The sequence below is a fragment of the Paenibacillus puldeungensis genome, assembly GCF_042678945.1.
In the GTDB taxonomy this organism is placed as follows: Bacteria; Bacillota; Bacilli; order Paenibacillales; family Paenibacillaceae; genus Fontibacillus; species Fontibacillus puldeungensis.
The window spans coordinates 147,143-161,468 of record NZ_JBHTLM010000009.1 but is presented as its reverse complement, the minus strand read 5'-3'; the positions used below and the strand labels follow the sequence as shown (position 1 = coordinate 161,468).

Genomic DNA, 14,326 nt, shown 5'->3' with positions numbered 1-14,326 from the left:
TGAAAACTGACGATATTTTACTGTAAATTTAAAATTTTAAGAAAAATTGTTCTTTTTGAAACTTTTCGTGTAACATTCATGTTACTTTCATGGAATTGTGCAAAACGAACAGGGTGGGATCAAGGATTTGATTTGTTGCGAATTCGGGCGTGTTTGGGAGACATACCGAAATGCTTCCGAAATAAATGGTTGAAGTTGGACAGGCTGCGAAAACCGCATTCCATGGCGATGTCACTGATTTTCAGCGGCGACGTTTCCAGCAGCATTAGCGCCTGTTCCAAACGCAGTTGGATGAGGTATTCCAGCGGGGGTGTGCCGACGGCCCGGCGAAAAATATCGCTGAAGCGGGACGGGCTGAGATAAGCGGACGAGGCCAGTTCCTCCAAGGTCCAGGGATGGGCTAACCTTTCCTCCATGGCGTGGATGACCCGGCGCATCTTTTCCAACTGCATAGAACCGATTTCCGCCCTGGACCTGCTTGCCTCGTCCGAGCGAAAGTGGCGGTTCACGCAGGACAGGAAGCGCAGCAGCGAGGCGTGGACCATGGAAACATAGGAACGCTGCTCCCGTTCATGTTCCTCCTGCATGGATTCAAGCAGGGTGCGCAGCTCGTCGATATACGGCGAATTCCTGTTCAGGAGATTGGTGAAGCGGATGCCCATATCTTTGAAGGGGGCGAGGATTTCGGGGTCGTACCGGAGACTGCCCGCGAACCAGGACATATCGAATTCGATGACCAGAATGACCAGGTCCCGCAATTCATACGCGCAGTGCAAATCGTTGGAATTGATCAAAAGGATGTCCCCTTGCCGGAATTCGAACGTTTTGCCGTTGATGATATAGTGTCCGCAGCCGGATTTGATGTAGTTGATCTCCAACACGTCATGCCAATGCAGCTTCTGGTAGTGGGCATTGACTCCGATCGTTTCCGCGATGAAAAAAGGGTACCTTTTGTCCAGCACAACTTTTTCTCTGGGGATAGCTTCTCCCGCTCCGGCCAATTTCACGATTCGATCACTCCTTTACTTATAGTGCGAGTTCAAAAAATCGGCATTTCTGTACCCGAAGCGTATTCTTCCGATGTGCGCTTTTCATAACGCTTTGGCCGGCTGAATTCAAGATCCGACGCCGGATCTAAGGAAGTTGAGGCTATGTATAAATATACCATTAAAGAAACAAGACGGGTATACAGATGATATTGCCTCCGCAAACGGACTAAAAAAACCGCACCCAGGTACGATACCCAAGTGCGGTTTCGGCGTTTTCGCTTATGCTTCCTCAAAATGCCGGTTCAATATCCGTAAAAAGACGTTCGGAAACGCCAGGCTGTCCATATCTTCTCTAGTAATCCAGCGGTACTCTACGAGCGGCTCAGCGGCAGACGTCGAGGCTGCGCCGCTCCCCGCGTCATAGGCCGCGGCGGATTCGGCGACGGCGGCGAGAACGGCGCCTCCGCCCTTCGCCGCCGGGGCATTCTCCGCGCTAAACCGGAACACGCGGAGATTCCAGTGGATGTGACTGAACGTGTGCTCCGCGTTCAGGAAAGGCCCTACCGGCCGGGCCATCACGCCGGGCCCGGCTTCGACGAGCGCCGCGGTCAGGCGATCCATCGCCGGACCGTCCGGCAGCCCGGCGCCTTCGCCAGGGGCGGCGTCGGCCGGGATGTGGGGCAGCTCCCACATTCGTGCGAGCAGCCCCGTGTCCGGGCGCCGGCGCACCAGCACGCGCCCGGCGTTCTCTCCGTCGCCCTCAACGAGGGCGACGAGCCGGTACTCCGGCCGCGGCGGCTTAGCCTTGCTCTTCACCGGCAACCGCTCCTCCGCGCCCTCAAGCCGCCCGGCGCAGCGGGCCATGACCGGGCAAATCAGGCATTGCGGGGATTTTGGGGTGCATACCAATGCACCCAGCTCCATCAGCGCCTGATTGAAATCGGAGGCCCGCCCTTCGGGGATCAGCTCTGTCGCCAGCTCCTCCATGAGGGTGCGTGTCGCGGTCTTCATGATATCTTCCTCAATCAGAAAATACCGCGACAACACCCGCATGACATTGCCGTCGACCGCCGGCTCGGGGCGGTTAAAGGCAATGCTCATGATCGCCCCTGTCGTGTACGGGCCGACCCCCTTCAAGGCGGCGACCTCCGCCTTGTTGTCCGGCACGGCGCCGCCATGCCGCTCAACGACCTGGCGCGCTGCCGCCTGCAGGTTGCGGGCTCTTGAATAATACCCGAGCCCCTCCCAGCATTTCAGCACGTCTTCCTCCGGTGCCTCGGCCAAATCCTGAATCGTCGGGAACCGCTCGATAAACCGTTGAAAATAAGGAATCACTGTATCGACACGCGTCTGCTGCAGCATAATTTCCGAAATCCAAATATAATAAGGGTCGCGGTGCCTGCGCCAAGGCAGGTCCCTCTTGGAGCGTTCATACCACTGAAGCAGCTCCGTACTGAAAAAAAGCTTGCTCTGCCAGAGCTCCTTGCTATCCTGCATCTTGATCTCCTTTTATCCAAATAAACTATCGTTCCACCACCGCAAAAGCGGAGGCCAATTGTCGCTCGTGTGTAATGCTAAGATGGATGGCATAATGCTTAGGCTCCAGTATGCCGAGCCGTTGCCACGCTTCCCCCGATAACCGAACCGACGGCTTGCCGTTTGCATCCGGCACAATCTCCATATCGGAAAATCCGAGAATGCGGCCAATTCCACAGCCAAACGCTTTGCTCACAGCCTCCTTGGCTGCAAAGCGCCCCGCCAGAAACTCCGCCGGCCTTGCTGTTCTTCCCGGCAGTTCCCACTCAGCGGGCGTTAAAATACGCCGCATCAGCTTGTCGCCGGTGTCTCCGCCCAGCAGTCGGCTGATCCGCTCGATCTCCACGATGTCATGCCCGATTCCGTAAATCAACGCCATCTCCTTCTTTCTTTTTACACGGAACTCTAATGAATACTAAGGCAGCCGTGGCAGCCACATAACCGCCAATCACATTGTAACAGGGAAGTGAAGGTGAAGCGAGTCCTGCCAAGGTGGAGATGGTTGGAGATAGAGTCAACCCTTTTCCAGCTACTGGATTTTCCTGTGCTATACTTATGATAATACCAACAAGCGTAACTAAGTCTGAAAGGATGATGATATATGCCAACTGATTTTCAAATACTACTTGAGAGTGGAGTGCTGCTGCGCTGCACCCATTTCTCGGCTCAGCAAAACCCTGCTGCCAGTCTGATCATCATCGCTCACGGTTATAAGGGCTTCAAGGATTGGGGCATGTTCCCCTATGCCGCCGAGCAGCTTAGCCAGAAGCACGAGGTAATCACCTTCAACTTTTCGCATAACGGGATTGGCGAAGATCCTTTTGAATTCACCGAGCTCGAAAAGTTCGCCGTAAACACTTACGACCGCGAGCTGGCCGACCTGGATGCATTAATCCAGTACCTCCGCAGGGAGGAGCGATTCCGTGAGCTGCCGTTATTTTTAATCGGACACAGCCGGGGTGCTGGTGACTGTCTCGTTTATGCGCTGGACCATCCGGGCGAGGTGAACGGGGTTATTTCCTGGAACGGAGTAACCAATCTTGATCTTTTTACAGCAAAGCAAAAAGAAGAAATACGTGCAAAAGGCCGCAGCTACGTCCTGAACGGCCGGACGAACCAGCAGATGCCGCTGGATGCCGTTATTCTCGAGGATTTGGAGCGGCAGAAGGATCGCTACGATATCCTTAAGCGCCTGGAGAATAGCCCGAAATTCCCTCTCATTTTGATTCAAGGCTCCGATGACGGATCCCACCTGCGCCAAGGCTCGGCCAAGCTGATCAGCCTGAGACCGGATGTAGACTGGGTGCAGATTCCCGGCGGCAATCATACCTTTTGCGCGGTTCATCCCTTCAAGGGTACAACCCCGCAACTGGAGCAAGCGCTTCAGGCTAGTCTAGCCTTTATTTCTGCTCAAATCTCCAAGGCAGGTTGCGAACCATCGAAGAACCGGGATAAGCAAGAATAGTCAAGAAGCACCTATGATGATCGGGGAATGCGAGAAGAGGGCAAACAGATGGATATCTATATCCCTGTCCAACCGACCGCAAACCGAGTTAAGAATAGAAAGCGATACATGGTGATGAATACGCAATGGTCCATAGTAGAGTTGCAACATTTAAATGTATTTAATACAGCTATTTAGCCTGTTTCAGCCTCCAAATGCAATTTAATTGTAAAAAGTGCATCTAAAAGCGCCAACCACCCGGGATATTCACCAATTCCCCCCATTTAGATGTACATTATACATTTATTTCTTCCGATGCGTAAAAACGGAGCAGATTAGTTGTATAAAATGCAGTTAGTCGCTGTGCTATCGGCACACTATCGTAACTGACAAGCATCGAATGAAGCAATATAGTCTGAAGGCTGGTAACACTGATGTGGATCATAGAGATGGGTCTCGCGATCACAAAGCGGCTGCCACGTGCACCACGGGGCGCTGCCACACGCATCACGGAGCGAGCGTACGCCCGCGGCATTGACTCACAGCTCCAACAACAAACACCCCGATCCGGATATTCGAATCCGGTTCGGGGTGTGCTTTTATTCGTAACGCAGCGCTTCGATTGGATGCAGCTTGGAAGCCTTGTTCGCCGGATATAGTCCGAAGAATATGCCGACGGCGGCTGAGAAACCAAAGGCAAGGAGAATCGCCCATAAGGAAACGACGAAAGGCCAGCCCGATATGAGGGCAAAGACGTAAGCCGCCAGCAGCCCCAGCAGAGCGCCGAGCGTCCCGCCGATAAACGACAGGATGACTGCCTCGATCATAAACTGCAGCATAATTGTCCCCGGTGTCGCCCCGATCGCCTTGCGAATCCCGATTTCTCTTGTTCGTTCGGTCACGGAGACGAGCATGATATTCATAACTCCAATGCCGCCTACCAGGAGCGAAATCCCGGCAATAGAGCCGATGATCGTTTGCAGGATAGAAAACGTACTCGCTACCTGCTGTTCAGCCTCTTTTGCCGTTTGCGACGCATAATCGGTTGGGTCTGCGTTTTTGTTATCCGCAAGCCACTTCTTGATCTCCTTAATCGTCTCATCCATCCGGTCCGGCGAGGAAGCAATCACTTCCACCGATCCTAATCGGTCGCTGTTCCCGTTATCATCCTCGGGCATACATGTGATTGGAGCATATCCGGTATACTGCGGGCCGCCCATACCGCTCAAGATACTCTCTTGCGGTTTGTAGACACCGATAATCCGGTACGTCCCCCCCGAAAGGACCAGTCTTCTGCCGACGGCCCCTTTGGTTGATCCGAACACTTTTTCCGCGTATTTCGTATCAACTACCATAACCTTTTGGCGGGACCTCTCCTCCTGGGTGGAGAAAAAACGCCCGGCAGCCATGTCGATCTTCTGCATTTTCACCATCTCGGCGGTTGTACCGGTCACGCTGAAGCGCAAGGTCTCCTTCCGGTATTTGTTCGTCATTCCATACGACATGGAAGAAGTGACATAGCGTACGCCCGGCAGCTTACGAATTTCCGATAGATCGCGCAGCCTTATATCGGTATCAACTGTAGGTTCGCCTTCATTGTAGTTTGGATAAACGACAAAGTAACCGTCTTTATAGGTGGATACGGTAGATATAATCGAGCTCTGACCCGCCTGGCCGATCGAAACAACCGTCACCACGGCGGCAACGCCGAATACGATTCCGATCATCGTCAGGAAGGAGCGGAGCTTGTTCATCCGCAGGTTGTCGAGCGCGACAAGAATGCTCTCCCAAATGCTCATGACAGCCCACTTCCTTTACGCTTGTCATTCAGGACATGCCCGTCGCCGAAGGTGATGACGCGGTCGGCATACTCCGCAATATCCGGTTCATGGGTAACAAGCACAATCGTTGTTCCCTCGGCATGAATTTCTTGAAACAACGCCATAATTTCTACAGAGGACTTCGTATCCAGGTTCCCTGTCGGTTCGTCGGCAAGCAAAATCGGTGCATTCATCGTTAGAGCACGGGCAATAGCTACCCGCTGCTTCTGGCCGCCGGAAAGCTCGTTAGGGCGATGCTTGATCCGTTCACCCAGCCCTACCTTATCAAGCAGGTCGAGCGCCCGCTCGTTCCGTTTTTCCCGGGGAATACCCGCGTACATCATAGGCAGGGTCACGTTCTGAAGGACCGTCTGGCGAGCGAGCAAATTGAAACTCTGAAACACAAAGCCGATCTTCTGGTTGCGAACCTTGGACAGCTCATCCTCGTTCAACGTCTGAACCTGCTGCCCATCCAACTCATAGCTGCCGGACGAAGGTACATCCAGGCAGCCGATAATGTTCATAAGCGTTGATTTACCGGAGCCGGACGAGCCCATAATTGCCACGAATTCTCCCTTTTCAACCTGCAGATTGAGCGGATGGAGAGCTTGCACTTCAAGAGGGCCATTTTTGTACACCTTGGTAATATCCCGTAAAGTAATCATTCCGTCTTCACCTTAGCGCCGTCCTGAAGCTTATCAGCCCCATCCGTCACAAGGTGATCGCCTTTATCCACACCGCTGGTAAGCTCGATTTGCTCGTCGCCCTCTTTCCCAATCTTGACCTTCACTTTAACGGCTTTACCGTTTTCTACTTTATACACAAAAGGTTGGTCCCCGTCATATTGCACCGCTTCAGTCGGTACAAGCAGCCGCTGCTTATCGGGGATAACCATTTCCACCGTCACGTTGTAACCTGGACGAAGCTCCGGCGACGCCTTATCGAGGGTAACCGTAATCTCAACAGTTGGATCCTTCGCCGTGGCCGTAGCCAGCTCCGCCGTAGGAGCCATATAAGTGACTTTCCCGCTATACTTGTCCTCAAAAGAATCACCGGTAATCGTTGCGGTCATCCCTACATTCACTTTACCTGCATCCACTTCATTCAAGTTCGCCTTGACCTTGAGCGTACTCATATCCACAATCGTTACGACTTCACCGCCCTGAGCTAGCGCCTGTCCAGCATTCGCGGAAATCTTCGTTACGACACCATCGGCAGGTGACTCAACCGTTTGTTTGTTGAGCTGCTTCTCCAAGGCAGTGATCGTGATCTGACTGGTGCGAATTCGCAAATCGTAAGAGGTCAAATCAAGCTTCTCAGGCACGGCATCTGGATTTTCGCTGTGCACCTTTTTAAAGTTTTCAAAATTCTGCTTTTTGGCCACCATACGCTCCGACTCCGTAAGCTGCATATTGATCTGTTCCTTCTCGATCTGCTCCTTAACGTCATCCATATTCAACGCCAGCAAGGTTTGTCCCTTTTTGACATGATCGCCAAGCTTCACCTTCATCGATTTGACGACACCATTTACCGGCGAAAAGACGGCCGTTGTCTCCCCCGGAACGAGCTTACCATTCGTAAATACCTGCTCGGCTAGAGTGCCTTCCGTAACCTCAGCAGTACTAACCAAGGCTGCCTTGTTCAGTCCATTCATATTGACAAAAACTAAAGCGATAATAGCAAGTCCTAACAAAACACCCCAAAACCATTTTTTTTTGAACAAATCCATCACCTATCCTAGTGTTATATGAAAAAACAGCATTAAGCTACATCAGTAGCGAACCGATTGAGAACAAAAGCCAGACGCCAACGATCCACACGGCTACCTTTTTGCGCGGCCGGTTCATCATCACTGCGGCGCCAAGTACATAAAGAACCAATCCCCAAATACTGAACGGATTGAGGAGCGATAAAATGTGATACAACTGGCTGGACTTATCCGAGACCAGCGCTCCCAAGCTCAGTGTGATATCTGTTGCGGACTGTACGTCCATCGTCCGAACCATAATTCCCGTCAGCAGTCCGCCCAAAATCCCAGGTATCGCACCAAAAGAAGCTACGGTGACCAGCTGCATATATTTCGCTTCCCCACGTACGATCAAATTGAGCAGCATCAGCAGCAGCCCTACAACAAATAACATCCCTACGGTTACTAGGGGGGTAACCACCAAAGAGGTAACCTTGGACATCTGGAGGGTCGTATCGATCATCGACGGATCGATATTTTGCTTCTTCAATCTATTGATCATATCCTTTTCCACCACTGGCATTTGCAAATACATCATGACCACCGAGATGATGAGCAGCGCCACAGAAGGAAAGATCCAGGCTGTTTTGCTTTTTTCTTTTACCCTTTTAAATGTAGCCTCGGGTGAAAAGAAGATTGTAAATAAGTTCTTCAACAGAAAATCCTCCTTAAAATTTTCAAAGAATAATTTTGAAAAAATATGTAAGTTGTTTCATTATGTATACGGGACAAGTAGAGAAAAGATTCACGTGATGCTCTAGACTTGACCGCACATTATACAAAAGGCCCATCTCTCTAGGTTTATACTTTGAGAAATGGGCCTTCTTCTAAACAACGACGGCTTAGATCCCTGGAATCGAGCTGCGTTTATGCTCCGTTTTCAGGTAATAGGCTTCCAGTCGTTCCTTTACGGCCGGATCGATTTCTTTTCCTTCCAGGTAGTCGCTGTTATCGTCGTAACTGATGCCGAGCTCCTTCTCGTCCGTTTGCCCTTCCCACAAGCCGGCGGTCGGCGCCTTTTCGATCACGCTTTGCGGTACGCCGAGACGGACAGCCAACTGACGGACTTGCCGTTTGTTCAGCGAGCTAAGCGGCGTAATGTCCACTGCGCCGTCCCCCCACTTCGTATAGAAGCCGGTAATCGCTTCGGAAGCATGGTCGGTTCCAACGACCAGCAAGTTCAATTCAAAAGATAGGGCGTACTGCATAACCATCCGCGTACGTGCCTTCACATTTCCTTTGCCACCAGGGCTCAGATGACGGGGCTGGCCGATTTTTTTCAGACCGTGCTCCACTTCCAGGGCGATTTCATCAACGGCCTCCTGAATGTTTGTCTCCACTGTATTTGTCAGTCCAAACGCCTTTGCTACCTCATAACTATGCTCAATGTCCTCCTGCTCTGCATAGGGTTGGAATACGCCTAACGTGATGTACTCCTTACCGGTTTCCTGCGTCAGCTCGTCCGTGGCCTTCTTGCACAAACCGGCGGTTACGGCGCTGTCGATGCCACCGCTGATGGCAATCAGCAATCCGCTCGTACGCGAGTTCTTCACATGCTCCTTCAAAAAATCAACGCGGGTACGAATTTCTGCATCGACGTCGATGCTCGGCTTAACGCCTAATCGTTTAATAATTTCTTGCTGCAGACTCATTAGTTATCCCTCCGTATCTCTTCTCCAATTATAAGTGAGGTTTTTCCTCATGTGATATGTAAAACGCCCCTACAGTGCCGGGATAACCGAACTATCGGGGCGATGCAACGCAAGTTCGTTATCAGCGAACCTTCATACAAAGAATTAGCGACAAAGACGGTCGAAAGCGCTAGTCAGCTCTGCTGCGATTTCTTCGGCAGAACGGTCCTCAATTTGATGGCGCTCGATGAAATGAACCAGCTCCCCATCTTTCATAATAGCAATAGACGGTGAAGATGGCGGATATGGTGCAAAATATTCACGGGCTTTTGCCGTTGCTTCCTTATCCTGACCGGCAAATACGGTGAACAGGTGATCCGGAGTCAAATCATGCTGCAAGGCCTTGGCAACGCCAGGGCGACATTGCCCTGCCGCACAGCCACACACCGAATTGATTACAACGAGAGCCGTTCCTTTGGCAGTAGGCAGCTTTTCCTCCACTTCCTCCGGTGTCCGCAGCTCCTGAATTCCCAGCACGGTCAATTCGTCTCTCATAGGCTGAACCATGTCTCTCATATATTGGTCAAATGACATTGACATATTCTAACACTCCTTTTACATACTAAATGGCTCGGAAGCAGTAAATTGGTTCCTGTAGCCAGATTATAATTAATTATACATTCATAAGAAAGGAAAGCAACTTTCAAACATAGAGAATTTACCTGCATCCCCGGCTGGCGAATCTTATGTAAATGGGAAAAAAACTGTGAACGACGTCCCTTTCCCCTGCTCCGAATGAACGCTGATTTTCCCGCCATGGCGCTCTACAATGCTGAGGCATAGGGCTAGTCCGAGCCCGGTTCCTTGCTCCTTCGTTGTATAGAATGGTTCGAACAGCTTCTCCTGCTGGTTGGGGGAAATTCCCGGGCCCGTATCAGTTACGAGCAGCTCCACCCCAAATTCTGTAAGTCTCGTTTCTAAAGTGAGCTGCCCCTTCGTCCCCATCGCCTCCATGGCATTGCGGGAAAGGTTCAATATGAGCTGCTTGATCTCCTTCGCATTCAGGAGTAGCGGTGGAACGAGCTCGCTGAGTCTTATTTCAATCGTCTGTCCGCGTAGATTAGCGTCCGCCCACAATAAAGGCGACAACTCCATAATAATATCGTGCAAACTGCACTTCTCGCTTTCAACCGGACGGTTCTGAGCCAGAGACAGGAAATCGTTAATAATGCCGTTAGCCCGGTCCAACTCCTCCATGACGATTCGATAATAATGGTCAAGATTTGACGGGCTCTTCTCTCGCATAAGCTGCAGAAACCCACGCACCACGGCCATCGGATTGCGAATTTCATGCGTGATGCCCGCCGCCATTTGGCCGACTAGACTCAGCCGTTCTACATGACTTAGTTCCGTGCGCAACGTTTCCAGCTCAGTGATGTCTTGAACGATAAATATCGCTCCGATCATTTCTTCGGACCCGCTCTTTTGAATTGGCGACGTGCTGGTAAAAAAGATGTGGTCACTGCTTTGCAACAGCTCCGTAGTTTTTGATTTTCCTTCCAATGTCTTCTCGACCTTGGAGGCAAGCGTTTCAAGTGGCACCCCGCTCAGTGCATCATCCATCTTCCTCCCCAGCAACTCTTCCCGTGTCGCGTTCGTGTAGACTTTTCGATACAGTTGAAGAAACGTGTCGTTTACCGATATAATATACCCTTGCGGATCCAGTAAAATAATGCCAAGCGGAGCGGCGTCCATCATCTGCTGCAGCTTCTCCGCCTCCTGCAAATATTCATGCGAGAGCTGCATAACCTGCTGACGAAGCTTTTCTTTCTCCAGCGTATTCTCTATCATGTAGACGAAAAGGCCTCCGACCAGCATGGTGACAACGACATTGATGCTTATAACAATTAGTGCGTTTAAATCAGAAATCAGTGCCTGTCCCCCTACCAAAAAGGTCGAGGACCCGATCATTAGCTCGCCGCTTACAAAGAAAAGGGACAGAGTGATCAGTTTTGCCTGTCGACTCGCTTTTTTGAAAAATTGGGAGGTTGCAAAAACGAACGGATACAGCAACATGCCCGTTTCCAAAACAAATCCGCTAAGTGTGTAGTTTTCTGCAAACAAGGGGTAGATTAAAATTTGTAAAATTGCAAGAACGGCTCCATCCCAGAGCTTGCCATAGAGTACAAGTGCGAACAAAGGTAGTATTCCGAAATTAATGGGGACGACGTTCCAAAAGTGTGAGGCAAAAATAGAGCAAAGCAGCGTGCTGAGTGTGCAGGTATAAGTCAGTCCGGCTACATGGGTTGGTCTTTGATGGATGTTGCCATTTTGCTGAAATTGACAGCCCATTCTCTCATAGGAGAGTGGAAACAGAAATGCCGGTAGGCTGGCAATCAACAACTGTAACAATATTTCTTTGACGGCGTCCACAATCTCCCTCCTCTGGCGGAAGAATACCACTCTAGTTTCGATTAAAACATAGCCGACAAAGTTTTACAATAATTCTTATTTGATAAAAATATGCGCAAGATATTACAAATAGAAAGGGTGTCGACATGAAGAGGTATGATGTGATTGTCATCGGAGGTGGCCCTTCTGGCTTGATGGCGGCAATCGCCGCCGCGGAGCAGGGGGCAAACGTTGCCCTGCTTGATAAAGGGGACAAGCTCGGACGAAAACTCGGTATTTCCGGAGGAGGACGCTGCAACGTCACGAATGCTAAGGAAGTCGACGAGCTGATTACTTATATCCCTGGAGGCGGGCGTTTCCTCTATAGCGCATTCTCTTTATTCAGCAACCGGGATATTATCGCCTTCTTTGAAAAGCTGGGGATTGCGCTAAAGGAGGAAGATAACGGTAGAATGTTTCCGGTATCGGATAAAGCAAAATCTGTAGTCGACGCATTGATCGGCAAAGCACGTTCTCTGGGCGTCCAGCTGCTGGTTCATCAACCGGTCGAAAGCATCAAATTTGAAGCGGGTCATATAGAAGGAGTCAAGCTGGCGTCAGGCGAACTGATTAACACCGATTCGATCATAGTGGCGACGGGAGGAAAGTCGGTGCCACACACAGGCTCGACCGGAGACGGTTACCCTTGGGCGGAGGCTGCCGGACACACGATTACAGAGCTGTATCCTACAGAGGTACCGATCATTTCGAAGGAGCCCTTTATACAAAGTCGGGAGCTGCAAGGTCTTTCCCTGCGAGACATCAAGCTGTCCGTGCTGAATGCCAAGGGCAAGCCCGTCGTTTCTCACCGAGGGGACATGATCTTTACTCATTTTGGTCTCTCCGGCCCAGCCGCCCTTCGCTGCAGCGGTTTTATTCGCGGGGTCAAGCAAAAAAACGGCGGCGGCAACGTTGTTATGTCACTCGACCTGTTTCCGGGCCGGTCGGCCGGAGAGCTGGAAAGCAGCCTAAAGGCGCTTGCCTCGAATGAGCCGAAGAAGGCGCTAAAGAATGTATTCAAAGGTACAATCCCCGAACGGCTTTTGCCGCTTCTGTTCGAGCGGTCCGGCTTGACCGGGGACACCACTTATGAGCATCTTCCAAAGGAACCTTGGCTAAATTTCTTGGCCGTGCTCAAGCAGTTTACGCTCAAGGTTACGGGCACACGTTCCTTTGAAGAAGCCTTTGTTACCGGCGGAGGTGTCAACCTGAAGGAAATCGACCCCAAGACGATGGGCTCGAAGCTGATGCCGGGCTTGTACTTTTGCGGCGAAATTCTTGACATCCACGGCTATACCGGTGGCTATAACATTACGGCCGCTTTCGCCACCGGGTACACCGCAGGTTACCATGCCGGGCAAAGGACTGTAGAGATGAAAGGTTGACCGAATACATGCGGCATTAGGCTAGGTATCGTCCATTTTACTTCGAGTTACTTTCGAGCTAACGCTATGCCCACTTTTCCATAAAAGCTGGCCAGGATTCCGGTAACAAGGATGCCGCCGAAGATCGCGACTGGTAGTCCCCACCATACCGGGAACGCCTTGATCCCAAAGCCTGCCGTAAAGCAGATAACCGCCGGCATCAGCAGCATCAGCATCGACGGTGCGGCGCATTGGTATTCCATGCCTTTGTCCAGGGGCAAAATCTTCATCAGCTCCCGGGCAAAAAAAGCTCGACGGTGACTGTTTAACCAGAAAATCAGCAGTAATAGCACCAGGATATACACGATCGTATTTCCTGGATACGGGGGAAGAAGGATGGCAGCCAGGCCTGCCAGCGTAAATTGAATATAAAGCTTTAGCTCGCTTCCGCGAAAAAAGGATTTGACCAGCGTCTCAGCAATTCGGGCCTCTGGACTGCGCGAAGGCAGCATACGGCGGACATGGCGAAACAGCCAAGGCTTAGCGTTTTGATGCGGAGCTTTAGGTCGGTCCACTGCCGACGCCAGCAGCAAGGCGGTCAGCTTCGTTTTTTGCCGCTCCTCCTCACGGACCTCGGCATCGAAACGGCCCTGAATCCGAAATCTGCACCATCCAAGCGCTCCTGCAACCACGATGCTAAGCGCAAAATATACAGCGTTGCTCCACGGTCGTTCGATCCCGGATAACGCCCAAGCCACATATATGGTGGATAGCAATGTCAAACTAAGATAACTTAATACGATTCGTCGCCAGCCCTTTGTCAACACGGCTAGTATATTAGAAGCCAGCATAAGCACTGCTTTGATAGTGAACGTTCCCGCATACAAGATGCCTATTTCCGTAGAACTGAATCCATAATGCCGGGCAAAAACCGGCCATAGCAGCAAAAAAGCCGCCCCAAGGAACAAGGCTTGCTTCACCAGTCCCACCATACAGCCGCGCAGCATAAGCCCCCTGATCCAGAGAGGGCGCTGCCGCAAAAACAATACATCCCCGGCTTCAATATAAAGCGATAGGCCTGCAAAGACGAAAACGAAAAATAGCAAAAAAAACGGTACGAGCAAATAAGGCAGCGAAGCGACCCAGCCGGGCAGTTGCTCGCTCCACAGCCCGTAATAGGCACGTCCGCCCAGCAGCAGCCCTGGTATGCCGATGTACAATAAGATGGTTAAATCAACGATGGATCGAAGGATCTTAAACTGCTCCCGCATGCGATCAGTCCATCTTCGCACAAACAATTTATGTGCGGTCATTGAAGTTAAGCCGGACATGGAGATTCATCAT

General features: G+C 51.2%; 13 protein-coding genes. 2 read left to right on the top strand and 11 right to left on the bottom strand.

From position 1 onward, the window contains the following. Positions 1-119: 119 nt before the first annotated feature. The 3 genes from ACFQ3W_RS14240 to acpS form a co-directional block, all read right to left on the bottom strand. Positions 120-1,007, bottom strand: a complete 888-nt coding sequence (locus tag ACFQ3W_RS14240) for an AraC family transcriptional regulator (RefSeq protein ID WP_379319897.1) — start codon at positions 1,005-1,007, stop codon at positions 120-122. Positions 1,008-1,268: 261 nt separating this feature from the next. Further along, positions 1,269-2,486, bottom strand: a complete 1,218-nt coding sequence (gene mutY, locus ACFQ3W_RS14235) for an A/G-specific adenine glycosylase (RefSeq protein ID WP_379319896.1) — start codon at positions 2,484-2,486, stop codon at positions 1,269-1,271. A 25-nt stretch (positions 2,487-2,511) separates the two neighbouring features. After that, the gene (acpS, locus tag ACFQ3W_RS14230; RefSeq protein ID WP_379319895.1) at positions 2,512-2,898 is read right to left on the bottom strand and encodes a holo-ACP synthase; all 387 of its coding nucleotides are present in this window, start codon (positions 2,896-2,898) and stop codon (positions 2,512-2,514) included. Between the two features lie 228 nt (positions 2,899-3,126). On the opposite strand from acpS, the gene ACFQ3W_RS14225 reads away from it, so the two are divergent. Continuing rightward, on the top strand, positions 3,127-3,990 hold the full coding sequence (locus ACFQ3W_RS14225; protein ID WP_379319894.1) for an alpha/beta hydrolase family protein: 864 nt from the start codon (positions 3,127-3,129) through the stop codon (positions 3,988-3,990). Between the two features lie 578 nt (positions 3,991-4,568). On the opposite strand, the gene ACFQ3W_RS14220 is transcribed toward ACFQ3W_RS14225, so the two are convergent. From ACFQ3W_RS14220 to ACFQ3W_RS14190, 7 genes are all read right to left on the bottom strand, one after another. Next, complete coding sequence (locus ACFQ3W_RS14220; protein WP_379319893.1) at positions 4,569-5,768, bottom strand: ABC transporter permease; 1,200 nt, start codon at positions 5,766-5,768, stop codon at positions 4,569-4,571. Further along, entirely contained in the window at positions 5,765-6,454 is a 690-nt protein-coding gene (locus ACFQ3W_RS14215; protein ID WP_379319892.1) for an ABC transporter ATP-binding protein, read from the bottom strand. Before ACFQ3W_RS14215 ends, ACFQ3W_RS14220 begins: the two co-directional genes overlap by 4 nt. After that, positions 6,451-7,518 (bottom strand): efflux RND transporter periplasmic adaptor subunit, encoded by a 1,068-nt coding sequence (locus tag ACFQ3W_RS14210; RefSeq protein ID WP_379319891.1) that lies wholly within the window; start codon positions 7,516-7,518, stop codon positions 6,451-6,453. The genes ACFQ3W_RS14215 and ACFQ3W_RS14210 overlap by 4 nt, the downstream gene beginning before the upstream one ends. 37 nt (positions 7,519-7,555) lie before the next feature. Further along, on the bottom strand, positions 7,556-8,191 hold the full coding sequence (locus ACFQ3W_RS14205; RefSeq protein ID WP_379319890.1) for a YIP1 family protein: 636 nt from the start codon (positions 8,189-8,191) through the stop codon (positions 7,556-7,558). 187 nt (positions 8,192-8,378) lie between these two features. Then, the gene (nadE, locus tag ACFQ3W_RS14200) at positions 8,379-9,188 is read right to left on the bottom strand and encodes an ammonia-dependent NAD(+) synthetase (protein ID WP_379319889.1); all 810 of its coding nucleotides are present in this window, start codon (positions 9,186-9,188) and stop codon (positions 8,379-8,381) included. Positions 9,189-9,332: 144 nt separating this feature from the next. Next, positions 9,333-9,767: a BrxA/BrxB family bacilliredoxin gene (locus ACFQ3W_RS14195; RefSeq protein ID WP_379319888.1), complete on the bottom strand. Its 435-nt coding sequence runs from the start codon at positions 9,765-9,767 to the stop codon at positions 9,333-9,335. A gap of 144 nt (positions 9,768-9,911) precedes the next feature. Then, positions 9,912-11,600, bottom strand: coding sequence for a two-component system sensor histidine kinase NtrB (locus tag ACFQ3W_RS14190; RefSeq protein ID WP_379319887.1), 1,689 nt, complete (start codon positions 11,598-11,600; stop codon positions 9,912-9,914). Between the two features lie 125 nt (positions 11,601-11,725). Here ACFQ3W_RS14190 and ACFQ3W_RS14185 point away from each other — a divergent pair, with 125 nt between their 5' ends. Further along, positions 11,726-13,003 (top strand): BaiN/RdsA family NAD(P)/FAD-dependent oxidoreductase, encoded by a 1,278-nt coding sequence (locus ACFQ3W_RS14185; RefSeq protein ID WP_379319886.1) that lies wholly within the window; start codon positions 11,726-11,728, stop codon positions 13,001-13,003. A gap of 47 nt (positions 13,004-13,050) precedes the next feature. Here ACFQ3W_RS14185 and ACFQ3W_RS14180 read toward each other — a convergent pair whose 3' ends face one another. Beyond that, complete coding sequence (locus ACFQ3W_RS14180; protein WP_379319885.1) at positions 13,051-14,295, bottom strand: ABC transporter permease; 1,245 nt, start codon at positions 14,293-14,295, stop codon at positions 13,051-13,053. Positions 14,296-14,326: the final 31 nt, after the last annotated feature.